This window comes from Enterobacter sp. MGH 37, from assembly GCF_000534515.1.
Classification (GTDB): Bacteria; Pseudomonadota; Gammaproteobacteria; order Enterobacterales; family Enterobacteriaceae; genus Enterobacter; species Enterobacter kobei.
The window spans coordinates 136665-158002 of sequence record NZ_KI973206.1 but is presented as its reverse complement, the minus strand read 5'-3'; the positions used below and the strand labels follow the sequence as shown (position 1 = coordinate 158002).

Annotated in this window: 24 protein-coding genes; 18 read left to right on the top strand and 6 right to left on the bottom strand. The window is 56.8% G+C overall.

What is annotated here, in order from left to right; translation table 11 throughout:
* Window positions 1-120: 120 nt before the first annotated feature.
* The 13 genes from cysG to rpoS all read left to right on the top strand — a co-directional run bounded on the left by cysG (window position 121) and on the right by rpoS (window position 11122).
* Window positions 121-1479, top strand: coding sequence for a siroheme synthase CysG (gene cysG, locus L383_RS10305; RefSeq protein ID WP_023331190.1), 1359 nt, complete (start codon window positions 121-123; stop codon window positions 1477-1479).
* A 9-nt stretch (window positions 1480-1488) separates the two neighbouring features.
* Window positions 1489-2397, top strand: coding sequence for a sulfate adenylyltransferase subunit CysD (gene cysD, locus L383_RS10310; RefSeq protein ID WP_008499613.1), 909 nt, complete (start codon window positions 1489-1491; stop codon window positions 2395-2397).
* A gap of 9 nt (window positions 2398-2406) precedes the next feature.
* Window positions 2407-3831, top strand: coding sequence for a sulfate adenylyltransferase subunit CysN (gene cysN / locus L383_RS10315; protein ID WP_023331189.1), 1425 nt, complete (start codon window positions 2407-2409; stop codon window positions 3829-3831).
* Complete coding sequence (gene cysC / locus L383_RS10320) at window positions 3831-4436, top strand: adenylyl-sulfate kinase (protein ID WP_023331188.1); 606 nt, start codon at window positions 3831-3833, stop codon at window positions 4434-4436. Before cysN ends, cysC begins: the two co-directional genes overlap by 1 nt.
* Before the next feature lie 58 nt (window positions 4437-4494).
* On the top strand, window positions 4495-4821 hold the full coding sequence (locus L383_RS10325) for a DUF3561 family protein (protein ID WP_014885031.1): 327 nt from the start codon (window positions 4495-4497) through the stop codon (window positions 4819-4821).
* A 79-nt stretch (window positions 4822-4900) separates the two neighbouring features.
* On the top strand, window positions 4901-5212 hold the full coding sequence (ftsB, locus tag L383_RS10330) for a cell division protein FtsB (RefSeq protein ID WP_008499609.1): 312 nt from the start codon (window positions 4901-4903) through the stop codon (window positions 5210-5212).
* A gap of 19 nt (window positions 5213-5231) precedes the next feature.
* Window positions 5232-5942, top strand: a complete 711-nt coding sequence (gene ispD / locus L383_RS10335; RefSeq protein ID WP_023331187.1) for a 2-C-methyl-D-erythritol 4-phosphate cytidylyltransferase — start codon at window positions 5232-5234, stop codon at window positions 5940-5942.
* Window positions 5942-6421, top strand: coding sequence for a 2-C-methyl-D-erythritol 2,4-cyclodiphosphate synthase (ispF, locus tag L383_RS10340; protein WP_006811766.1), 480 nt, complete (start codon window positions 5942-5944; stop codon window positions 6419-6421). The genes ispD and ispF overlap by 1 nt, the downstream gene beginning before the upstream one ends.
* Window positions 6418-7467 carry a tRNA pseudouridine(13) synthase TruD gene (gene truD, locus L383_RS10345; RefSeq protein WP_023331186.1) on the top strand — a complete coding sequence of 350 codons (1050 nt, stop codon included), beginning with the start codon at window positions 6418-6420 and terminating at the stop codon, window positions 7465-7467. The genes ispF and truD overlap by 4 nt, the downstream gene beginning before the upstream one ends.
* Window positions 7448-8209, top strand: a complete 762-nt coding sequence (surE, locus tag L383_RS10350) for a 5'/3'-nucleotidase SurE (protein ID WP_023331185.1) — start codon at window positions 7448-7450, stop codon at window positions 8207-8209. The genes truD and surE overlap by 20 nt, the downstream gene beginning before the upstream one ends.
* Window positions 8203-8829, top strand: a complete 627-nt coding sequence (locus L383_RS10355; protein ID WP_014885027.1) for a protein-L-isoaspartate(D-aspartate) O-methyltransferase — start codon at window positions 8203-8205, stop codon at window positions 8827-8829. Before surE ends, L383_RS10355 begins: the two co-directional genes overlap by 7 nt.
* A 116-nt stretch (window positions 8830-8945) precedes the next feature.
* Window positions 8946-10070 carry a murein hydrolase activator NlpD gene (nlpD, locus tag L383_RS10360; RefSeq protein WP_014885026.1) on the top strand — a complete coding sequence of 375 codons (1125 nt, stop codon included), beginning with the start codon at window positions 8946-8948 and terminating at the stop codon, window positions 10068-10070.
* 59 nt (window positions 10071-10129) lie between these two features.
* Window positions 10130-11122: an RNA polymerase sigma factor RpoS gene (rpoS, locus tag L383_RS10365; protein WP_008499600.1), complete on the top strand. Its 993-nt coding sequence runs from the start codon at window positions 10130-10132 to the stop codon at window positions 11120-11122.
* Window positions 11123-11174: 52 nt separating this feature from the next.
* Here the strand turns inward: rpoS and L383_RS10370 are convergent, their stop codons facing one another.
* Both L383_RS10370 and L383_RS10375 read right to left on the bottom strand, forming a co-directional pair.
* Window positions 11175-11552 (bottom strand): DUF4440 domain-containing protein, encoded by a 378-nt coding sequence (locus tag L383_RS10370; RefSeq protein ID WP_023331184.1) that lies wholly within the window; start codon window positions 11550-11552, stop codon window positions 11175-11177.
* Window positions 11549-12757, bottom strand: coding sequence for an MFS transporter (locus L383_RS10375; protein WP_023331183.1), 1209 nt, complete (start codon window positions 12755-12757; stop codon window positions 11549-11551). The genes L383_RS10370 and L383_RS10375 overlap by 4 nt, the downstream gene beginning before the upstream one ends.
* A gap of 108 nt (window positions 12758-12865) precedes the next feature.
* Between L383_RS10375 and L383_RS10380 the strand changes: the two genes are divergently transcribed.
* Window positions 12866-13753, top strand: coding sequence for a LysR family transcriptional regulator (locus L383_RS10380; protein ID WP_023331182.1), 888 nt, complete (start codon window positions 12866-12868; stop codon window positions 13751-13753).
* Here L383_RS10380 and L383_RS10385 read toward each other — a convergent pair.
* Complete coding sequence (locus tag L383_RS10385; protein ID WP_023331181.1) at window positions 13750-14157, bottom strand: MarR family winged helix-turn-helix transcriptional regulator; 408 nt, start codon at window positions 14155-14157, stop codon at window positions 13750-13752. The genes L383_RS10380 and L383_RS10385 overlap by 4 nt on opposite strands.
* 172 nt (window positions 14158-14329) lie before the next feature.
* On the opposite strand from L383_RS10385, the gene L383_RS10390 reads away from it, so the two are divergent.
* From L383_RS10390 to L383_RS10400, 3 genes are read left to right on the top strand one after another with little or no spacing between them, the layout of a single operon-like run.
* Window positions 14330-14932, top strand: a complete 603-nt coding sequence (locus L383_RS10390; RefSeq protein WP_014885021.1) for a non-oxidative hydroxyarylic acid decarboxylases subunit B — start codon at window positions 14330-14332, stop codon at window positions 14930-14932.
* Entirely contained in the window at window positions 14922-16349 is a 1428-nt protein-coding gene (locus L383_RS10395; protein ID WP_023331180.1) for a non-oxidative hydroxyarylic acid decarboxylases subunit C, read from the top strand. Before L383_RS10390 ends, L383_RS10395 begins: the two co-directional genes overlap by 11 nt.
* A gap of 10 nt (window positions 16350-16359) precedes the next feature.
* Window positions 16360-16581: a non-oxidative hydroxyarylic acid decarboxylases subunit D gene (locus L383_RS10400; protein WP_003862116.1), complete on the top strand. Its 222-nt coding sequence runs from the start codon at window positions 16360-16362 to the stop codon at window positions 16579-16581.
* A gap of 92 nt (window positions 16582-16673) precedes the next feature.
* Here L383_RS10400 and mutS read toward each other — a convergent pair whose 3' ends face one another.
* Together mutS and L383_RS10410 are read right to left on the bottom strand one after the other, a co-directional pair.
* Window positions 16674-19235, bottom strand: a complete 2562-nt coding sequence (gene mutS / locus L383_RS10405) for a DNA mismatch repair protein MutS (RefSeq protein ID WP_023331179.1) — start codon at window positions 19233-19235, stop codon at window positions 16674-16676.
* Window positions 19236-19348: 113 nt separating this feature from the next.
* Window positions 19349-19579, bottom strand: coding sequence for a SymE family type I addiction module toxin (locus L383_RS10410; RefSeq protein ID WP_023331178.1), 231 nt, complete (start codon window positions 19577-19579; stop codon window positions 19349-19351).
* Between the two features lie 175 nt (window positions 19580-19754).
* Here L383_RS10410 and L383_RS10415 point away from each other — a divergent pair, with 175 nt between their 5' ends.
* Window positions 19755-20099: a nitrous oxide-stimulated promoter family protein gene (locus tag L383_RS10415; protein ID WP_014885017.1), complete on the top strand. Its 345-nt coding sequence runs from the start codon at window positions 19755-19757 to the stop codon at window positions 20097-20099.
* 5 nt (window positions 20100-20104) lie between these two features.
* Here the strand turns inward: L383_RS10415 and L383_RS10420 are convergent, their stop codons facing one another.
* Window positions 20105-21325 (bottom strand): MDR family MFS transporter, encoded by a 1221-nt coding sequence (locus L383_RS10420; protein WP_023331177.1) that lies wholly within the window; start codon window positions 21323-21325, stop codon window positions 20105-20107.
* Between the last annotated feature and the right edge of the window lie 13 nt (window positions 21326-21338).

Genomic DNA, 21338 nt, shown 5'->3' with positions numbered 1-21338 from the left:
ATATTAACTTTTTCACATCGTTATTCCATTGAGTAACTACTCATTCCAATTCGTAATTTCATTCGGTCTAAGCCGCCCCCTATAGTCCCTCTATTCCTCGTTGTTAGTGAGTTGTTGCCTGTGGACTATCTGCCCTTATTTGCCGCGATTAAAGAGAAACCGGTGCTGGTTGTTGGCACGGGTGAAATTGCCGATCGCAAAATCGCGTTTTTGCAACGTGCGGGGGCGCAGGTGCGGGTAGTGGCAGAAGCGGATTTTGACGAATCACAAATCGACAGCGTAGTGCTGGTAATAGCGGCGACCGAAGATCGCGACCTGAACCGTCGTGTTTCCGACGCCGCTCAGGCCCGTTACCGCCTGGTGAACGTGGTGGACGACCAGCCGTTATGCTCGTTTATCTTCCCGTCGATCGTTGACCGTTCGCCGCTTCTGGTGGCGATCTCCTCCGGCGGTACTGCTCCGGTGCTGGCGCGCGTGCTGCGGGAAAAAATCGAAGCACTGCTGCCGACAAGCCTCGGGCGCATGGCGGAGACAGCCAGCTACTGGCGTAACCATCTGAAGACCCGGCTGACCAGCGTGGCGGAACGTCGTCGCTTCTGGGAGCGGGTGTTTCGCGGCCGCTTTGCCAGCCTGATGCAGGCCGGCAATGAGACGGCGGCGCAGAAAATTCTCGAAGACGAACTGGACAACCCTGGCAGTACGAACGGGGAGATCATTCTGGTGGGCGCGGGGCCGGGCGATGCCGGGCTTCTGACGCTGCGTGGCCTTCAGGTGCTGCAGGACGCGGACGTGGTGTTCTACGACCATCTGGTCACCGACGGCGTGCGCGAGCTGATCCGTCGCGACGCGGAGCAGATCTGCGTCGGCAAAAGGGCAGGCGAGCACTCTGTGCCGCAGCACGACACCAATCAGATGCTGATTGCTGCCGCCAAAGCGGGCAAAACCGTGGTGCGTCTGAAAGGGGGCGATCCGTTTATCTTCGGACGCGGCGGAGAAGAGTTGCAGGCGGCAGCCGAAGCGGGCGTGCCGTTCCAGGTGGTGCCTGGCATTACGGCGGCATCAGCAGTAACGGCCTATGCCGGTATTCCGCTGACCCATCGCGATTATGCGCAGAGCGTCACTTTTGTGACCGGGCACTACAAGGCCGACAGCACGCCGTTTGACTGGTCGCATCTCGCCCAGAGCCGGCAAACGCTGGCGATATACATGGGCACGATGAAAGCCGCAGACATCAGCGAACAGCTGATTCAGCACGGTCGCGAGGCAGAGACGCCCGTTGCCGTGATTTCTCGCGGCACCCGCGTCGATCAGCATGTTGCTATCGGCACATTACTCGAACTTGCAGACCTGGCGAAAGATGCCCCGATGCCCGCCCTGATCGTGGTGGGGGAAGTGGTACAGCTGCACAGTACGCTCGCCTGGTTTCAACATACTACAGACTCAGAGGGGTTTGGTTCCTCTGTGGTGAATCTGGCTTAAGGAACGGTTATGGACCAAAAACGACTTACTCACCTGCGGCAGCTCGAAGCGGAAAGTATCCATATTATCCGCGAAGTGGCAGCCGAATTTTCTAACCCGGTGATGATGTACTCCATCGGTAAAGATTCCAGCGTCATGCTGCATCTGGCGCGTAAAGCGTTTTATCCGGGTACGCTGCCGTTCCCGCTGCTGCACGTCGATACCGGCTGGAAATTCCGCGAAATGTACGAATTCCGCGACCGTACCGCAAAAGCTTACGGCTGCGAGCTGCTGGTGCATAAAAATCCGGAAGGGGTGGCGATGGGCATTAACCCCTTCGTGCACGGCAGCGCCAAACATACGGATATCATGAAAACCGAAGGGCTGAAGCAGGCGCTGAACAAATACGGCTTTGATGCCGCCTTCGGCGGCGCGCGCCGTGACGAAGAGAAGTCTCGTGCTAAAGAGCGTATCTACTCTTTCCGCGATCGTTTCCACCGCTGGGATCCGAAAAACCAGCGCCCGGAGCTGTGGCACAACTACAACGGCCAGATCAACAAAGGCGAAAGCATCCGCGTTTTCCCGCTCTCCAACTGGACCGAGCTGGATATCTGGCAGTACATCTATCTGGAAAATATCGAGATCGTTCCGCTGTATCTGGCGGCTGAGCGCCCGGTGCTCGAGCGCGACGGCATGCTGATGATGATCGACGACGATCGCATCGACCTGCAGCCGGGCGAAGTCATCAAAAAACAGATGGTGCGTTTCCGTACCCTCGGCTGCTGGCCGCTGACCGGCGCGGTGGAATCCAACGCGCAGACGCTGCCGGAGATCATTGAAGAGATGCTGGTGTCGACCACCAGTGAGCGACAGGGGCGCGTGATTGACCGCGACCAGGCAGGCTCCATGGAGCTGAAGAAACGTCAGGGTTATTTCTAAGGAGCCGCCATGAACACCACTATTGCTCAACAAATTGCCAACGAAGGCGGCGTGGAAGCGTATCTGCACGCGCAACAACACAAAAGTCTGCTGCGTTTTCTGACCTGCGGCAGCGTGGATGACGGGAAAAGTACCCTGATTGGTCGCCTGTTGCACGATACACGCCAGATTTACGAAGATCAGCTCTCTTCTCTGCACAACGACAGCAAACGTCATGGTACCCAGGGTGAAAAACTCGACCTGGCGCTGCTGGTGGATGGTTTGCAGGCAGAGCGCGAGCAGGGCATCACCATTGACGTGGCATATCGCTATTTCTCAACGGAGAAGCGCAAATTTATTATCGCCGACACCCCGGGGCACGAGCAGTATACCCGTAATATGGCGACCGGCGCGTCGACCTGCGACCTGGCGATCCTGCTGATCGACGCCCGTAAAGGCGTGCTGGATCAAACCCGTCGTCACAGCTTTATCTCCACGCTGTTGGGGATCAAACACCTGGTTGTGGCGGTCAACAAGATGGATCTGGTGAACTTCAGCGAAGAGAAATTTGAGGAGATCCGCCAGAGTTACCTGACCTTTGCCGAACAGCTGCCGGGTAATCTGGATATCCGCTTCGTGCCGCTTTCCGCGCTGGAAGGCGATAACGTCGCCTCCCAGAGCGCGAATATGCCGTGGTACAGCGGCCCGACGCTGCTGGAAGTGCTGGAGACCGTTGAAATTCAGCGCGTGGTTGATACCCAGCCGATGCGCTTCCCGGTGCAGTACGTTAACCGTCCAAATCTCGATTTCCGCGGCTTCTCCGGCACGATTGCCTCCGGCTCCGTGAAGGTGGGACAGCGTGTCAAAGTGCTGCCCTCCGGCGTAGAATCGGCAATCGCGCGCATCGTGACGTTCGACGGCGACCTCCAGGAAGCCGGGGCAGGGGAGGCGGTCACCCTGGTGCTGAAAGACGAGATTGATATCAGCCGGGGCGATCTGCTGGTCGACGCGCAGGAAACGCTGGCAGCCGTGCAGGGCGCGTCTGTGGATGTGGTCTGGATGGCGGAACAGCCGCTGACCGCAGGCCAGAGCTACGACATCAAAATAGCGGGCAAGAAAACTCGCGCCCGCGTGGACGGCATTCAGTTCCAGGTGGACATCAATAATCTCACCCAGCGTGACGTGAGCGAGCTGCCGCTGAACGGTATTGGCCTGGTGGATCTGACTTTCGATGAGCCGCTGGTGCTGGATCCGTATCAGCAGAACCCGGTAACGGGCGGCCTGATCTTTATCGACCGTCTGACTAACGTCACCTTTGGCGCGGGGATGGTTCGTGAGCCAAACGAGCAGGCGACCGTCGCCTCTGAATTCAGTGCCTTCGAACTGGAGCTGAACGCGCTGGTGCGTAAGCACTTCCCGCACTGGGGCGCCCGCGATCTGCTGGGAGGCAAATAATGGCCGCACATGATGAGAACGTCGTCTGGCATCCTCATCCGGTCACCGTCGCGCAGCGTGAGCAACTCCACGGACATCGTGGGGTTGTGCTGTGGTTTACCGGGCTGTCTGGTTCCGGTAAATCCACGGTAGCGGGCGCGCTGGAAGAGGCGCTGCATCAGAGGGGCGTGAGCACCTACCTGCTGGACGGGGATAATGTCCGTCATGGTCTGTGCAGCGATTTAGGCTTCAGCGACGACGACCGCAAAGAGAATATTCGCCGGGTGGGAGAAGTCGCCAGCCTGATGGCGGATGCGGGGCTGGTGGTGTTAACGGCGTTTATCTCGCCGCATCGTGCTGAGCGCCAGATGGTGCGTGAGCGCGTGGGGCCGGATCGCTTTATCGAAGTGTTTGTCGATACGCCGCTGGCGGTCTGCGAAGCTCGCGACCCGAAAGGGCTGTACAAAAAAGCGCGTGCCGGCGAACTGCGCAACTTCACCGGAATTGACGCGGTTTACGAAGCGCCTGAATCGCCTGAGATTCACCTGGAAGGTCAACAATTGGTAACAAATTTAGTAAGCCAATTATTAGACCTGCTCAGACGGGACGATATTATCAGATCCTGAGGCGGTATCGTTCGGGAGCTGTCTTTCCGAACGATGAGTCACGGTCACAGGATTAGCTATGCGCAACAGTGAAAACTACATTATCACCACCGGGTCGGAGCCGCTCGCGACCGACGACGAAACGACCTGGTCATTTCCCGGGGCCATTATTGGCTTCGTCTCCTGGTTGCTGGCGCTTGGCATCCCGTTTCTTATGTATGGCGGTAATACGCTGTTCTTCTTCCTCTACACCTGGCCTTTCTTCCTGGCGCTAATGCCCGTCGCGGTTGTCGTCGGCATTGCGTTGCACTCCCTGTTCAATGGCAGGCTCCTGTATAGTGCCGTGTTCACTATCGCCGCCGTAGTCATCATATTTGGGCTGCTATTTTTATGGCTGATGGGTTAACTTGCGGCATAATTAAAACCCCAGAGTAGAGTCCAGCGGAAAGTTATGGGATGATGAAGCCGTTTTTTCAGGGGGCAGGATGGGTAAACTAACGCTGCTGTTGCTGGCTTTGCTGATTTGGCTGCAATACTCGTTGTGGTTCGGTAAGAACGGACTGCACGACTACAGCCGGGTGAGCGATGACGTCGCGGCTCAGCAGGCAACAAACGCCAAACTTAAGGCGCGTAACGATCAACTCTTTGCTGAAATTGATGACCTCAATGGCGGACAGGAGGCGATTGAGGAACGCGCACGCAATGAACTCAGTATGACTAAGCCGGGCGAAACCTTTTATCGTCTGGTTCCGGATGCGTCTAAACGCAATCAGGGCTCAGCACAAAATAATCGATAATCAGGCCCAGGATTACGACATGGCAGCAACTTTTTCGGACGTCTGTGCCGTGGTGCCGGCCGCAGGTTTTGGCCGGCGCATGCAAACAGAGTGTCCCAAGCAGTACCTTTCAATTGGTGATAAAACGATCCTCGAGCACGCCGTGGCGGCGCTGCTGGCGCACCCTCGGGTGACGCGAGCGATCATTGTCATCAGCCCCGGCGATGCGCGTTTTGCGCAGCTACCGCTGGCAAACCATCCACAGATTACCGTTGTTGACGGCGGCGCCGAGCGCGCCGATTCCGTGCTGGCGGGCATTCAGGCTGCCGGAGACGCGCCGTGGGTGCTGGTGCACGACGCCGCACGTCCGTGTCTGCATCAGGAAGATCTGGCGCGCCTGCTGGCGCTGAGTGAAACCAGTAAAGTGGGGGGCATCCTGGCCGCTCCGGTGCGTGACACCATGAAGCGCGCCGAGCCTGGCAAGCAGGCTATCGCCCACACCGTTGAGCGCGTCGATCTCTGGCACGCGCTGACGCCACAATTTTTCCCCCGCGAATTACTCCACGACTGCTTAACGCGTGCGCTTAAAGAAGGGGCGACCATCACGGATGAAGCCTCCGCGCTGGAGTATTGCGGTTTTCACCCCGAACTGGTTGAAGGACGCGCTGATAATATAAAAGTGACGCGCCCGGAAGATTTACAGCTCGCGGAATTTTATCTTACCCGTTCGACCCATCAGGAGAAGGCATAATGCGAATTGGACACGGTTTTGATGTACACGCCTTTGGCGGAGAAGGCCCAATTATCATTGGCGGCGTACGTATTCCTTACGAAAAAGGTCTGCTGGCGCATTCTGATGGCGACGTGGCGTTGCATGCGCTGACCGACGCCCTGCTGGGCGCTGCTGCGCTGGGGGATATCGGCAAGCTGTTCCCGGACACCGATCCGGCGTTTAAAGGCGCAGACAGCCGGGAACTGCTGCGCGAAGCCTGGCGCCGCATTCAGGCCAAAGGCTATACGCTGGGCAACGTCGACGTGACGATCATCGCTCAGGCGCCGAAAATGCTGCCGCATATACCGCAGATGCGCGTGTTTATTGCTGAGGATCTGGGCTGTCACATGGACGACGTGAACGTCAAAGCCACCACCACCGAGAAGCTAGGCTTTACCGGTCGCGGCGAGGGCATTGCCTGTGAAGCGGTGGCGCTGCTGGTGAAGGCCGCCAAATGACGGACTTCGATAACCTGACTTATCTGCACGGTAAACCGCTGGGTTCTGGCATGCTGAAGGCCAGCCCAGAAGATTTCGTGGTGGTTGAGGATTTGGGGTTTGAGCCGGACGGTGAAGGCGAACATATCCTGGTACGAATTCTTAAAAACGGCTGCAATACCCGGTTTGTGGCCGATGCGCTGGCAAAATTCCTCAAAATTCATGCCCGCGAGGTGAGCTTCGCCGGACAGAAAGATAAACACGCCGTCACCGAACAGTGGCTGTGCGCGCGCGTTCCCGGCAATACGATGCCTGATTTAAGCCAGTTTGAGCTGGAAGGCTGTAAAGTGCTGGAATACGCCCGTCACAAGCGCAAACTGCGCCTGGGGGCGTTGAAAGGCAATGCGTTTACGCTGGTATTGCGTGAAGTGTCCGACCGTTCAGACGTTGAAAAACGCCTCAACGCCATCAATGAACGCGGCGTACCGAACTACTTTGGCGCCCAGCGCTTTGGCATTGGCGGCAGTAACCTGCAGGGCGCGCTGCGATGGGCACAAAGCGATGCGCCGGTGCGCGACAGGAATAAGCGTAGTTTTTGGTTGTCGGCGGCCCGCAGTGCGTTGTTTAATCAGATTGTGAGCGAAAGGCTGAAAAAACCGGACGCGAATCAAGTTGTTGTTGGCGATGCGCTACAATTAGCGGGACGCGGAAGCTGGTTTGTGGCAACGGCCGACGAAATGGCCGATGTGCAGTCGCGCGTGGACGCGAAATCGCTGATGATTACCGCCGCGTTGCCCGGCTCCGGTGAGTGGGGGACGCAGGGCGACGCGCTGAGCGCTGAGCAGGCGGCTGTCGCCGATGCGCAGGCATTACAATCATTGCTGGTGCGGGAAAAAGTCGAAGCAGCACGCCGCGCGATGCTGCTCTACCCGCAGCAGCTAAGCTGGAACTGGTGGGATGACGTCACCGTCGAGTTACGCTTCTGGCTGCCGGCCGGTAGCTTTGCCACCAGCGTTGTCAGGGAACTTATCAACACCTCGGGTGATTATGCGAATATTGCTGAGTAACGATGACGGGATCCACGCGCCAGGCATTCAGACCCTGGCGAAGCACCTCCGTGAATTTGCGGATGTGCAGGTTGTGGCGCCCGATCGTAACCGCAGTGGAGCGTCTAACTCACTGACCCTGGAGTCGTCGCTTCGCACCGTTACCTTTGAAAATGGCGATATTGCCGTACAGATGGGCACACCGACCGACTGCGTCTTTCTGGGCGTGAATGCCCTGATGCGACCGCGTCCGGATATTGTTGTCTCCGGTATTAATGCCGGGCCGAACCTCGGCGACGACGTGATTTACTCCGGTACCGTGGCGGCCGCAATGGAAGGTCGTCATCTGGGGTTCCCGGCGCTGGCGGTTTCGTTAAACGGCCACACGCACTACGACACCGCCGCCGCGGTGACCTGCTCGATCCTGCGGGCGCTCGGCCGCGAGCCGCTGCGTACCGGGCGTATTCTGAACATCAACGTGCCGGATCTCCCGCTGGAGGAAATTAAAGGCATTCGCGTCACACGGTGCGGCAGCCGTCATCCGGCCGATCAGGTTATCCCGCAGCAGGATCCTCGCGGCAATACGCTTTACTGGATTGGCCCTCCTGGCGATAAGTGCGACGCGGGTCCGGATACCGACTTTGCCGCCGTGGATGAAGGCTATGTTTCCGTTACGCCACTGCACGTAGATTTAACGGCGTATAGTGCGCAAGATGTGGTTTCGGGCTGGCTGGATCGCGCAGGAGTGAACGCGCAATGGTAAGCAAACGTGTACAAACTCTTCTGGAACAACTTCGCGCACAGGGGATCCGCGACGAGCATGTGCTTGAAGCGCTTGCCCAGGTTCCGCGTGAGAAATTTGTAGACGAGGCGTTTGAACACAAAGCGTGGGAAAACGTGGCGCTGCCTATTGGGCAAGGCCAGACGATTTCGCAGCCTTACATGGTGGCGCGCATGACGGAGCTGCTTGAGCTCACGCCCAATTCGCGCGTGCTGGAGATTGGCACCGGCTCGGGTTATCAGACCGCGATCCTGGCGCATCTGGTGCACCATGTCTGCTCCGTTGAGCGGATTAAAGGTTTACAGTGGCAGGCGCGTCGTCGCCTGAAACAACTTGATTTACACAATGTTTCGACACGACACGGTGATGGATGGCAGGGTTGGCAGGCTCGCGCCCCGTTCGACGCCATCATCGTGACGGCAGCCCCGCCTGAAATTCCTGCAGCCCTGTTGTCGCAGCTGGATGAGGGGGGCATTCTTGTTCTGCCCGTCGGCGACGAGCAGCAGCTCCTGAAGCGCGTTCGTCGACGTGGCGGCGAGTTTATTATCGACACCGTGGAAGCCGTGCGCTTTGTGCCTCTGGTAAAGGGGGAGTTGGCCTGAGACTCGGATTTATCCAGGGTTATTAAGGCAAATTCAGCGTATGGTGTGGCGCGAAAGATTCGTGCCATCACGGTAAATTTTAAGTCACTGGTAGTTAACACATTCCTGGGGGATAAATGAGCGCGGGAAGCCCTAAATTCACCATCAGCCGTGTTGCGGCATTATCACTGGTTTCGCTCTGGCTGGCTGGCTGTACAAGTTCTAACAATGCACCTGCGCCCGTCAGTTCCGTCGGCGGAAACAGCGGCTCCGGTAACACGTCCAGCGGAATGTTGATCACGCCGCCACCTAAAATGGGGACGGCTGCGCAGCAGCAAACACCACAAATTCAGCCTGTGCAACATCCTGTTACACAGCCAATGCAGGTTCAGCCAGTTGAACAGCCTGTTCAGACCCAAAATGGCCGCATAGTGTATAACCGTCAGTATGGGAACATTCCGAAAGGCAGCTATACCGGCGGCAGCACCTATACCGTGAAACGCGGCGATACGCTGTTCTATATTGCCTGGATCACCGGGAACGATTTCCGTGACCTCGCACAGCGTAACAACGTCCAGGCCCCGTATGGTCTGGAGGTTGGGCAAACGCTCCAGGTGGGCAACGCAACGGGTACGCCACTGACGCCTGGCAACACGGTTTCAGCGGCCGATGTGACCGCACAAAATAACAGCGTTAAGCCTGCACAAAAATCCACCACGGTGGTTGCTTCACAACCTGTAATTACGTATTCTGAGGATTCAGGTGATCAGACTGCTAACAAAATGTTGCCGAATAATAAAGGGACTGCGACTACTGTCACAGCACCGGTTACGGCACCTGTGGTTAGCTCTACTGAACCGACTGCAAGCAGTCAGAATGCCAGTTCGTCAATCACTACCTGGCGCTGGCCAACTGACGGCAAGATTATCGAAAACTTCGCCACTTCTGAGGGTGGGAACAAAGGGATCGATATCGCAGGCAGTAAAGGACAGGCTATCATCGCGACCGCAGACGGACGCGTTGTGTATGCCGGTAATGCTCTGCGCGGTTACGGTAATCTTATCATCATCAAACACAATGATGATTACCTGAGTGCCTACGCCCATAACGACACAATGCTGGTCCGGGAACAACAAGAAGTTAAGGCGGGGCAAAAAATCGCTACCATGGGTAGCACCGGAACCAGTTCTACACGCTTGCATTTTGAAATTCGTTACAAGGGGAAATCCGTAAACCCGCTGCAGTATTTGCCGCAGCGATAATTTGACGGGGCATGCCAGCCAGGGTGTCTCGTTCAGGGATCACGGGTAGGAGCCACCTTATGAGTCAGAATACGCTGAAAGTTCATGATTTAAATGAAGATGCGGAATTTGATGAGAACGGAGTAGAGGCTTTTGACGAAAAAGCCTTAGTAGAAGAGGAACCCAGTGATAACGATTTGGCTGAAGAAGAGCTGTTATCGCAGGGCGCCACACAGCGTGTACTGGACGCGACTCAGCTTTACCTTGGGGAGATTGGTTACTCCCCACTGCTAACGGCCGAAGAAGAAGTCTATTTCGCACGTCGTGCTTTGCGTGGTGATGTTGCCTCGCGTCGTCGCATGATCGAAAGTAACCTGCGACTGGTCGTGAAAATTGCCCGCCGTTACGGCAATCGTGGTCTGGCTCTGCTGGATCTGATTGAAGAGGGCAACTTAGGTCTCATCCGCGCAGTTGAGAAGTTTGACCCGGAACGCGGGTTCCGTTTCTCAACCTACGCGACCTGGTGGATTCGTCAGACCATCGAACGGGCTATTATGAACCAGACCCGTACGATCCGCCTGCCGATCCACATCGTCAAAGAGTTGAACGTGTATCTGCGTACCGCGCGCGAGTTGTCCCATAAACTGGACCACGAGCCAAGCGCAGAAGAAATTGCCGAACAACTCGATAAACCGGTTGATGACGTAAGCCGTATGCTGCGTCTCAACGAGCGCATTACCTCCGTTGACACCCCGTTGGGTGGCGACTCCGAAAAAGCGCTGCTGGACATCCTGGCCGATGAAAAAGACAACGGTCCGGAAGACACCACGCAGGACGATGACATGAAACAGAGCATCGTCAAATGGCTGTTCGAACTGAACGCCAAACAGCGTGAAGTGCTGGCACGTCGTTTCGGTTTACTGGGGTATGAAGCTGCGACACTGGAAGATGTTGGCCGCGAAATTGGTCTGACTCGTGAACGTGTTCGTCAGATTCAGGTTGAAGGTCTGCGCCGCCTGCGTGAAATCCTGCAGGGGCAAGGTCTGAATATCGAAGCGCTGTTCCGCGAATAAGCAACCTTTCGTCAAAAAAGGCCCGTCGTGAGACGGGCCTTTTTCTTTTGTGCTATGGCTGCGCCGTTTCGTGCAGCAGACGCCATGTGATCCTGCCATCTTCCTGATTCAGCACTGCGGTTGACCAGCGCACGTTGATGGGGTGATCCGGGCGGGTTTGCGTCTCCCGGTAGTGAAGCACCGCGCCATCATCCCAGCTCTGTCGCGTCGATAATTCGTCAATGACGATCTTAAGCCCAGGACGACTTCCGCGCTGGTTATCCAGAAAACGAACAAGCCCGTTGTAGTCTATATGGACCCCACCGGGTGGGATCATCAGAAAATCAGACCGAAAACGGGCGAGCAGGGCGTCGGAATCGCCTTCGCCTTTGCCTAGCCAGTTTTCAAGTGCAATGTGGAGGTCGATAATCTCGTGTTCAAAAGGCGTCATGAATTCTCCTGCCGCAGCTGGGTGAGCACCTGCGTATTGTTAAGACGAAAAACGTACAGTACAGGCAGTAAGGTCATGCCTGCGGCAAAAATAAACATCCCGTGCCACGCGGCGAGCGGGGGTAGCCAGGCCTGCGCAAGGTTCAGGACCTGCGCCAGCAGCAGGGTACCCACAAAAAAGCTCAACTGACGATTAAGATTCCACAGCGCACTGGCATCCGGCATATCTTCCCGGCGCGTTGTCAGAAAAGCGCTGCTCTGAGCCGTGCTGCTGCAAAGACTTCCCCCTGCACCCATCAACACAAAGGCAAGGGTGGGTAACAGCGCTGTGCAGGCCGTACTGACGCTCAGTAAAAGCAGAACGCCCAGCGCCTGGAGCAGACAGCCTGTGACGACAAGGGGACGAGGACCAATACGGTTAAAATAGCGTCCTGTTGTCGTGATAGCGACAAACGATGCCACAGACCACGGCAGCATCAGCATTCCCGTTGCGCCGGGTGTCATATTGGCCTCGCTCTGAAGGTAATACATACCCGTGACGTTCACACCAATAAATATGCCTGGTACACAGACATAGACCAGCATGGAAAAACGCAAAAGCGGGTCCGCAAGTAAAGGCAGGTTTAGCAGCCGGCTTGCTTTCATCGCGGGCTGTTCGTGTTTAAGCCACAAACAGCCCAGAACAAAGGTCACGATGGCAACCGGGAGCGTGGCGAAAAATATCCATCGCCAGCTTAGCGTTTGCACCAGCACGCCTCCGAGAGCAGGGGAGCAGGCGGGGGCAAGCAGTGCGACCAGCATAACCGCTGAGGAGAGTCTGGCTCGCTCGTGAGGCTTAAACTGTTGCCAGGTCAACGCCTGTCCAACGGGAATCAATAAGCCTCCTCCCACCCCCTGCAACACTCGCCAGGCAATCAGGCTTTCCAGCGTGGCAGACAAGCCTGCCGCAGCAGAGGCAGCGCTGAACAGAAAAAGCGAGAGCAGGATGACGCGCTTCGGTCCAATTCGGCGCGTGAGCACGCTGCTAAACGGGATCACCAGCGTCAGACCAGCAATGTACCCGTTACTGACCCAGGCAAGTGCTGAAGGCGTGGCGTGAAAGGCGTGAGCCATTGCCGGAAAAGCGACGCTGGCAATAAACATGTTAATCAAATCAAGAAAAAAGCCCAGCAGATAGACAACGGCGACTTTGCTGCGATAGGTCATGGTGGTTCCTCCCGTGAGGAGGCGTATCGTATCGACGCGCCAGGCACGGATAAACCAGACAAAGCGCGATATACTGTCAAAAATATTTTGACGGTAAAAGGCGTGATGATGATTAACTTACAGCGGACGCAGATGTTTGTTGCGGTGGCAGACACCGGCAGTTTCACTGCGGCAGCTGAGGCGATGGGGCTGACAAAAGCCGTGGTCAGCTTCAATATTCGTCAGCTCGAAGCCGAACTGGGCGTTACCCTGTTGCTGCGATCCACCCGCCGCCTGACGTTAACCGACGCGGGTACTCTTTTTCATCAACGCAGCGTCGCGCTTCTGAAGGATGCAGAACAGTTGCAGGATGATGTCCGCGCGAATCATGCCGGGCTCACCGGGGAGTTGCGGATCACGACTACGCCTGAGTATGGCTCACAGGTCGTGGTGCCGATGCTGGCAAGGTTCAGCCAGCAGCACCCGGATCTTCGCGTGCGTCATGTTTCGTCGTCACTGCATGCCGACCTTATCTCAGAGCGCTTTGATGTGGCTATCCGACTGGGAACGCTTACCGATTCACGCTATCACGCTGCATTGATCGCACACTTTTCGATCCTGCCCGTTGCGACACCCGAGTGGCTCGTTACTCATCCGATCGCATCGCTGGCGCAGCTTGCCCATGCGGACTGGATTATCCACGAGCGCTTAACCTCGCCGCTGCGCTGGCAGGTGAAAAATGCCGGTGGTTTGCCCGACACGCTGGAGATAAAAAAAGCGCCGCGTCTGTTTGCCGACAGTGCGCAGGCTCTTATGGCCTTTGCACTCGCCGGAGGTGGAGTGGCATTACTGCCGGAATGGCTGGTGCGCGATGCGCTGGATACGGGAAAACTGGTGCCGGTTTTACCGGAATATACCTTCGCGCGGCAGGGCATTTACGCGGTTTATCCGGATGCCCGGCACGTGCCGGCGAAAGTACGCACCTTTATTGATTTTATGCGCGCCAGCGTGAATTAATCGTGCATCATTTTCTTGATAAGCGCGGAGAACTGCTCCCGCTCGGCCTGACTCAGGCGCCCTAAAAATGCCTCATCTACTTCATTGCTTACCGGCTTGCAGCCTTCAAGCAGGGCTTCGCCTTCTGGTGTCAGGAAGACAAACCGGCGGCGCTTATCGGCGGGGTCATGCTCGCGTTTGACCAGCCCGCGCGCCTCCATGCGGCTCAGCATTTCCGCCAGGGTCGCTTTCGTGCTGACAGCCACTTCGGTCAATGCCACCTGTTCAATGCCCGGATGCTCGGCAACAGAACGCATAACCGCATACTGCGGCTTGGTCAGCTCCGGTAAGGCATGTTGCCACTGCGCGGTATGCTGTTGAAAAAGCTGACGTAACAGGTGGAACGCCTCTTGTCTTAGTTCCATGAACACTCCGACGGAAAAAATCTCCCCCTATGATAGCCGCTAAAGCCCGGGATGATAATGCGGCATTTTTTAGCAATTAGTGTGATCGTATGCGAACGATCTTGTCAGAAAAACGATCCGGGAGTAGTTTACTTATAATGTTCGTACACGAACAAATTAATTGAGGTGATGAATGAGATTGATCGTGGGAATGACGGGGGCGACGGGGGCTCCGCTGGGCGTGGCGCTGCTGCAGGCGCTGCGGGAGATGCCTGAGGTGGAAACGCATCTGGTGATGTCGAAGTGGGCTAAAACCACCATCGAGCTGGAAACGCCTTACACCGCGCAGGACGTTGCTGCGCTGGCTGACGTTGTCCACAGCCCGGCTGACCAGGCTGCCACCATCTCCTCCGGGTCGTTTCGCACCGACGGCATGATCGTCATTCCCTGCAGCATGAAAACGCTGGCGGGGATCCGCGCAGGCTACGCCGAAGGGCTGGTGGGCCGTGCGGCGGATGTGGTGTTGAAAGAGGGGCGCAAGCTGGTGCTGGTTCCCCGCGAAACGCCGCTCAGCACCATCCATCTGGAGAACATGCTGGCGCTTTCCCGAATGGGCGTGGCGATGGTGCCGCCCATGCCTGCGTATTACAACCATCCGCAGACCGCCGATGACATCACCCAGCATATCGTGACCCGCGTGCTCGACCAGTTTGGTCTGGAGCATAAAAAGGCACGCCGCTGGAATGGGCTGCGGGAGGCGAAAGATTTTTCACAGGAGAATAAAAATGGCATTTGATGATTTGAGAAGCTTTCTGCAGGCACTCGATGAGCAAGGGCAACTGCTGAAAATTGAGGAAGAGGTGAATGCGGAGCCGGATCTGGCGGCGGCAGCCAATGCCACCGGTCGCATTGGCGACGGTGCGCCCGCGCTGTGGTTTGACAATATTCGCGGGTTTACCGATGCCCGCGTGGTGATGAACACCATCGGCTCCTGGCAGAACCACGCCATTTCGATGGGGCTGCCTGCGAATACCCCGGTGAAAAAACAGATCGACGAGTTTATCCGCCGCTGGGATAAATTCCCCATCGCACCGGAGCGCCGCGCCAACCCGGCCTGGGCTGAGAATACGGTGGAGGGTGAAGACATCAACCTGTTCGACATCCTGCCGCTGTTTCGCCTGAATGACGGAGACGGTGGTTTTTATCTCGACAAAGCGTGCGTTGTTTCGCGCGATCCGCTTGACCCGGATAACTTCGGCAAGCAGAACGTCGGCATTTATCGCATGGAGGTGAAAGGTAAGCGCAAGCTCGGCCTGCAGCCGGTGCCGATGCACGATATCGCCCTGCATCTGCATAAAGCGGAAGAGCGTGGGGAAGATCTGCCGATTGCAATTACTCTCGGCAACGATCCGATCATCACCCTGATGGGCGCGACGCCGCTGAAATACGATCAGTCAGAATATGAGATGGCGGGTGCCCTGCGCGAAAGCCCATACCCGATTGCCACCGCACCGTTGACCGGCTTCGATGTACCGTGGGGCTCTGAAGTGATCCTGGAAGGGGTGATTGAAGGTCGTAAACGTGAAATCGAAGGGCCGTTTGGAGAGTTTACCGGGCACTATTCCGGTGGCCGTAATATGACGGTGGTACGTATTGATAAAGTTTCTTATCGCACGAAACCGATTTTCGAATCCCTGTACCTCGGTATGCCGTGGACCGAAATTGACTATCTGATGGGCCCAGCCACCTGCGTGCCGTTATACCAGCAGCTGAAAGCCGAATTTCCGGAAGTGCAGGCGGTGAACGCGATGTACACCCACGGTTTGCTGGCGATTATCTCCACCAAAAAGCGTTACGGCGGTTTTGCCCGCGCGGTCGGTTTGCGTGCCATGACTACGCCGCATGGCCTGGGCTACGTGAAGATGGTGATTATGGTGGATGAAGATGTTGACCCGTTCAACCTCCCGCAGGTGATGTGGGCGCTGTCATCGAAGGTCAACCCGGCAGGCGATCTGGTGCAACTGCCGAACATGTCGGTGCTTGAACTCGACCCAGGCTCCAGCCCGGCGGGCATTACCGACAAACTGATTATTGATGCGACGACGCCTGTCGCCCCGGACACCCGAGGCCACTATAGCCAGCCGGTACAGGATCTGCCTGAGACCAAAGCCTGGGCTGAAAAACTGACCGCGATGCTGGCAGCACGTCAATAAGGAGGAAAAGATGATTTGTCCACGTTGTGCCGATGAACATATTGAAGTGATGGCGACATCACCCGTGAAGGGGGTCTGGACGGTTTATCAGTGCCAGCATTGTCTCTATACCTGGCGCGATACCGAGCCGCTGCGCCGCACCAGCCGTGAACATTATCCGGAAGCGTTTCGTATGACGCAGAAGGATATTGACGAGGCACCGCAGGTGCCGACGATCCCGCCGCTGCTGTAAAAAAAGCCGGGTGGCGGCTTCGCTTTACCCGGCCTACAAAACCCGTAGGCCCGGTAAGCGCAGCGCCACCGGGCAATAAAGACCGCAGAGAACTAAACCAGACTCTTCAACCGATAAATCCACTCCAGCGCCTGACGCGGCGTCAGTGAATCCGGGTCGAGATTCTCAAGTGCTTCCACCGCAGGCGACGTCTCTTCCGCAGGCACCAGCAGCGACATCTGCGTGCCATCAATCTGCGTCGCCGCCGCATTCGGTGACAGGCTTTCCAGCTCACGCAGTTTCTGACGCGCGCGCTTAATTACCTCTTTCGGTACGCCAGCCAGCGCCGCGACGGCCAGGCCATAGCTCTTGCTCGCCGCACCGTCCTGCACCGTGTGCATGAAGGCGATGGTATCGCCGTGTTCCAGCGCATCAAGGTGGACGTTAGCCACCCCTTCCATCTTCTCCGGTAGCTGCGTCAGCTCGAAGTAATGGGTGGCGAACAGCGTCATGGCTTTGATTTTGTTCGCGAGGCTTTCAGCGCAGGCCCATGCCAGCGACAGGCCATCGTAGGTTGATGTTCCGCGTCCGACTTCGTCCATCAGCACCAGACTGTGTTCCGTCGCGTTGTGCAGAATGTTAGCCGTTTCGGTCATCTCCACCATAAAGGTTGAGCGACCGCTCGCCAGATCGTCTGCCGCCCCGACGCGGGTAAAGATACGGTCGATAGGGCCAATCTCAACGTGTTGCGCCGGGACGTAGCTGCCGATATAGGCGAGCAGCGCAATCAAAGCGGTCTGGCGCATATAGGTACTTTTACCGCCCATGTTTGGCCCGGTAATGATCAGCATTCTTCGCTGCGGCGAGAGGTTCAGCGGGTTGGCGATGAACGGCTCATTCAGTACCTGCTCGACCACCGGGTGACGGCCTTCAGTGATGCGGATACCGGGCTTGTCGGTAAAGGTCGGACAGGTATAGTTCAGCGTTTCCGCGCGTTCAGCCAGGTTCACCAGCACATCCAGCTCCGCCAGCGCGCTGGCGCTAAGCTGCAGATCGGCCAGGTGTGGCATCAGCATGTCAAACAGCTCTTCATACAGCTGTTTTTCCAGCGCCAGCGCTTTACCTTTCGAGGTGAGCACTTTGTCTTCGTACTCTTTCAGCTCGGGAATAATGTAGCGCTCGGCGTTTTTCAACGTCTGACGACGGACGTAGTGAATTGGTGCCAGATGGCTCTGACCGCGGCTGATCTGAATATAGTAACCGTGTACCGCGTTATACCCCACTTTCAGGGTGTCGAGCCCAAGACGCTCGCGCTCGCGGATTTCCAGTTTATCAAGATAATCCGTTGCACCGTCTGCCAGCGCCCGCCATTCGTCCAGCTCCTCGTTGTAGCCAGGGGCAATGACGCCGCCGTCACGCACCAGAACCGGAGGCGCATCGATAATGGCGCGTTCCAGCAGTTCGCGAAGCTCGGTAAACTCGCCCATCGTTTCACGGAGTTTCTGAACCGGAGCGCTGTCAACGTCGCTCAACTGAGCACGCAGTTCTGGTAACTGCTGGAAAGCATGACGCATACGTGCGAGATCGCGTGGGCGCGCGGTGCGCAATGCCAGACGGGCAAGGATACGCTCGAGATCGCCCACCTGACGCAGAACGGGCTGCAGCTCGGTGTAACGATCCTGCAATGCGGCAATCGTCTGTTGACGGCAGACAAGCGTATTCGTATCGCGAATGGGCATATGCAGCCAGCGTTTCAGCATACGGCTCCCCATCGGCGTCACCGTGCTGTCGAGGACCGACGCGAGGGTATTTTCTATGCCACCCGCCAGGTTCTGCGTGATCTCCAGGTTGCGGCGCGTGGCGGCATCCATGATGATGCTGTCCTGCTGGCGCTCCATGGTGATAGAACGGATATGCGGCAGGGCGGTGCGTTGGGTGTCTTTCACGTATTGCAGCAGGCAACCTGCTGCACACAACCCGCGCGGCGCATTTTCAACGCCAAAACCGATCAAGTCGCGGGTGCCAAACTGCAGATTCAGCTGCTGGCGCGCGGTATCTATTTCGAATTCCCACAGCGGGCGACGGCGTAAACCTCGGCGACCTTCAATCAGCGCCATCTCGGCGAAATCTTCGGCATAGAGCAGCTCGGCCGGGTTGGTGCGCTGCAATTCGGCAGCCATCGTTTCACGGTCAGCGGGTTCACTCAGACGAAAACGCCCGGAGCTGATGTCCAGTGTGGCATAACCAAACCCTTTGCCGTCCTGCCACAGCGCCGCCAGCAGGTTATCCTGGCGCTCCTGAAGCAGGGCTTCATCACTGATGGTACCTGGCGTGACGATGCGCACGACTTTGCGTTCAACCGGCCCCTTCGACGTCGCCGGATCGCCAATCTGTTCGCAAATGGCGACGGATTCTCCCTGATTGACCAGTTTGGCCAGGTAGTTCTCTACCGCATGGTGCGGGATGCCTGCCATCGGGATGGGCTCACCTGCCGATGCGCCACGTTTGGTCAGCGAAATGTCGAGCAACTGCGATGCACGTTTGGCATCGTCATAAAACAGCTCATAAAAATCGCCCATACGGTAAAACAGCAGGATTTCCGGATGCTGTGCTTTCAGCTTCAGATACTGCTGCATCATCGGCGTATGTGCGTCGAAATTGTCGATTGTGCTCATGGAGTTATGATGTCCATTTCTTTGAAAAGAAACCGTTTTGAGCGGCTCAGTGGCCGTTAGTTCCTGCTATTGTCGCATGAAAAAAAGCGATGTCGCAGAAAAATGTCGCGGCTTTACGACGTGCCTTCCGGCATCAACTCGATGACAATTTTGCCATGTTCCACGCCCACCCTGACCTGGGTGTTGGTAGTAAAGCCCGCCTTTTCAAGCCAGTCCCCTTTTAAGCTCAACGCCGCATGTACGCTGTAACGCTTAGGTATCTTAGTTTTTCGATCCTCGTGACGTTTTCTGAAATATCCCACTTTTAAATGGCGGTAGGGTTTGCCAGTCGCGATCTCTTGCACAGAACCTCCAGACAATACGGACAACGGTCACTCCTGATGCCTGTATAAAATACCCGTGATTTTCAGGAGGTGTAGCATTAATGCTGGAATCAGGCTTCAGAAAACGGAATGCAACAACTGAAATTCAGGGTTTAAAAGAGTATTATCGATGCATCTTATTAATCGGTAAGTCGCTATGTCCGGTAAACGCATATCACGAGAAAAAGAGACTATCGCGAAAATGATCGCGTTGTTTGAAAAGCAGTGCCCGCAGGCGTCTCGGGAAGAGGGGCATTATCAGGCGCTGAACGCGTATGCCGATAAGCGCCTGGATAAGTGTGTTTTTGGTGAAGAAAAGCCTGCCTGTAAACAGTGTCCGGTACACTGCTACCAGCCCGCAAAGCGGGAAGAGATGAAGCAGATTATGCGCTGGGCGGGGCCACGCATGTTATGGCGTCATCCTGTCCTGACCGTTCGTCATCTGATTGACGATCGTCGTCCGGTGCCGGAATTACCGGAAAAGTATCGCCCGAAAAAGTGAGCCGTTCAGCGTCTTAGCGGCCGGCAAATTACCTGCAGGGCCAGGGCGCTGCACAACGGGAAGAGGGCCAGCAGCAGCCAGGGGTATATTGCCTGAGCCGAAGGCACCAGCGCGCGATCCAGCAGACTGCCAAACAACAAATTTCCCGCCAGTACCGCAATCCCTCCGGCGGTGGCGAGAGCACCATAATGCGCCCCCAACGTTGATTCCTCGGCGAACCGCGGAATGAGATCTTTTGCCGAGGGGACCAGCAGCATTTGTCCCAGCGTCAGTAACGTGACAAATAAGACCGACGGCAGCAACCGCAACCAGCCCTCCGGCGGTTCAGTCGCTGCAAACATCGCTACGCTCGCAAAGGCCGTAGAAAGCAGCAAAAAGCCCACCGGCAGGATCCTCACCGCGCCCACGCGGCGGGCAAAGCGTGCCAGCGGCAGCTGTAAGGTAATGATCAGCATGGAGGCGAGCATAAAAAGCGGACCGAGATCTTTCTCGTTACCACCAGATCGCTGGATCTCCACCGGCAGCGCCAGATAAAGCTGGTTGTAGCTTAACAGCCATGAGCTATAGGCAATGATGAAGGCGACGAAGCGAGGCTGGCGGAAGGTTGTCCACCAGGGCTGTATTTTCAGCGTTTGCGAACGGCGGCCAGAAGCAGGAAGGCAGAAGTAGAGCACCACTAACGCAATAATAAAGACCCCTGCACCCGCCAGCGCCACCTGGCGGAAGCCAAGCCCCGTTAACAGGGCGCCAGCAACCGGGCCCAGTACCGCGCCGAGTTCCCCGCAGACTGCAAACAGTGCAAACCACTCCGCCCGGCTTCGTGTCCCTTTCGCCTCACTGTGCGTGCCCGCTTTGGCCAGCAATGCCTCAATCGAAGGGGAAAATAATGCGCCGCCGATGCCCGTCAGACATGCGCCCACAATAATCGGCGAGAGCGATTCCCCGAAGGCCAGCAGCAGATAACCTGAAACACGAACAATACAGCCGCTGAGGATAACCACTTTCGCGCCAAACCGGTCCGAGAGGGCACCGCCAACGATAAACATCCCCTGCTGGGAGAAGGTGCGCAGGCCCAGAATCAGCCCGATCAGTCCGCCGGAGAGCAGCATGTCGTCGCGCAGGAATATCGCCAGGAAAGGAACGACGGCGTAAAAGCCAATGTTGAAAACAAACTGACTACCCAGTAAGACGGGCGGCCAGAGCGTGGCGGCTGGGCGAAGGAGCATTGTGATTTACGCG

What these genes read in the sequence shown, in the direction of transcription:
- cysD (WP_008499613.1), top strand. Translation starts at nt 1,489, where the DNA reads ATGGACCAAAAACGACTTACTCACCTGCGGCAGCTCGAAGCGGAAAGT.
- cysN (WP_023331189.1), top strand. Translation starts at nt 2,407, where the DNA reads ATGAACACCACTATTGCTCAACAAATTGCCAACGAAGGCGGCGTGGAA.
- cysC (WP_023331188.1), top strand. Translation starts at nt 3,831, where the DNA reads ATGGCCGCACATGATGAGAACGTCGTCTGGCATCCTCATCCGGTCACC.
- L383_RS10325 (WP_014885031.1), top strand. Translation starts at nt 4,495, where the DNA reads ATGCGCAACAGTGAAAACTACATTATCACCACCGGGTCGGAGCCGCTC.
- ftsB (WP_008499609.1), top strand. Translation starts at nt 4,901, where the DNA reads ATGGGTAAACTAACGCTGCTGTTGCTGGCTTTGCTGATTTGGCTGCAA.
- ispD (WP_023331187.1), top strand. Translation starts at nt 5,232, where the DNA reads ATGGCAGCAACTTTTTCGGACGTCTGTGCCGTGGTGCCGGCCGCAGGT.
- ispF (WP_006811766.1), top strand. Translation starts at nt 5,942, where the DNA reads ATGCGAATTGGACACGGTTTTGATGTACACGCCTTTGGCGGAGAAGGC.
- truD (WP_023331186.1), top strand. Translation starts at nt 6,418, where the DNA reads ATGACGGACTTCGATAACCTGACTTATCTGCACGGTAAACCGCTGGGT.
- surE (WP_023331185.1), top strand. Translation starts at nt 7,448, where the DNA reads ATGCGAATATTGCTGAGTAACGATGACGGGATCCACGCGCCAGGCATT.
- L383_RS10355 (WP_014885027.1), top strand. Translation starts at nt 8,203, where the DNA reads ATGGTAAGCAAACGTGTACAAACTCTTCTGGAACAACTTCGCGCACAG.
- nlpD (WP_014885026.1), top strand. Translation starts at nt 8,946, where the DNA reads ATGAGCGCGGGAAGCCCTAAATTCACCATCAGCCGTGTTGCGGCATTA.
- rpoS (WP_008499600.1), top strand. Translation starts at nt 10,130, where the DNA reads ATGAGTCAGAATACGCTGAAAGTTCATGATTTAAATGAAGATGCGGAA.
- L383_RS10370 (WP_023331184.1), bottom strand. Translation starts at nt 11,552, where the DNA reads ATGACGCCTTTTGAACACGAGATTATCGACCTCCACATTGCACTTGAA.
- L383_RS10375 (WP_023331183.1), bottom strand. Translation starts at nt 12,757, where the DNA reads ATGACCTATCGCAGCAAAGTCGCCGTTGTCTATCTGCTGGGCTTTTTT.
- L383_RS10380 (WP_023331182.1), top strand. Translation starts at nt 12,866, where the DNA reads ATGATTAACTTACAGCGGACGCAGATGTTTGTTGCGGTGGCAGACACC.
- L383_RS10385 (WP_023331181.1), bottom strand. Translation starts at nt 14,157, where the DNA reads ATGGAACTAAGACAAGAGGCGTTCCACCTGTTACGTCAGCTTTTTCAA.
- L383_RS10390 (WP_014885021.1), top strand. Translation starts at nt 14,330, where the DNA reads ATGAGATTGATCGTGGGAATGACGGGGGCGACGGGGGCTCCGCTGGGC.
- L383_RS10395 (WP_023331180.1), top strand. Translation starts at nt 14,922, where the DNA reads ATGGCATTTGATGATTTGAGAAGCTTTCTGCAGGCACTCGATGAGCAA.
- L383_RS10400 (WP_003862116.1), top strand. Translation starts at nt 16,360, where the DNA reads ATGATTTGTCCACGTTGTGCCGATGAACATATTGAAGTGATGGCGACA.
- mutS (WP_023331179.1), bottom strand. Translation starts at nt 19,235, where the DNA reads ATGAGCACAATCGACAATTTCGACGCACATACGCCGATGATGCAGCAG.
- L383_RS10415 (WP_014885017.1), top strand. Translation starts at nt 19,755, where the DNA reads ATGTCCGGTAAACGCATATCACGAGAAAAAGAGACTATCGCGAAAATG.
- L383_RS10420 (WP_023331177.1), bottom strand. Translation starts at nt 21,325, where the DNA reads ATGCTCCTTCGCCCAGCCGCCACGCTCTGGCCGCCCGTCTTACTGGGT.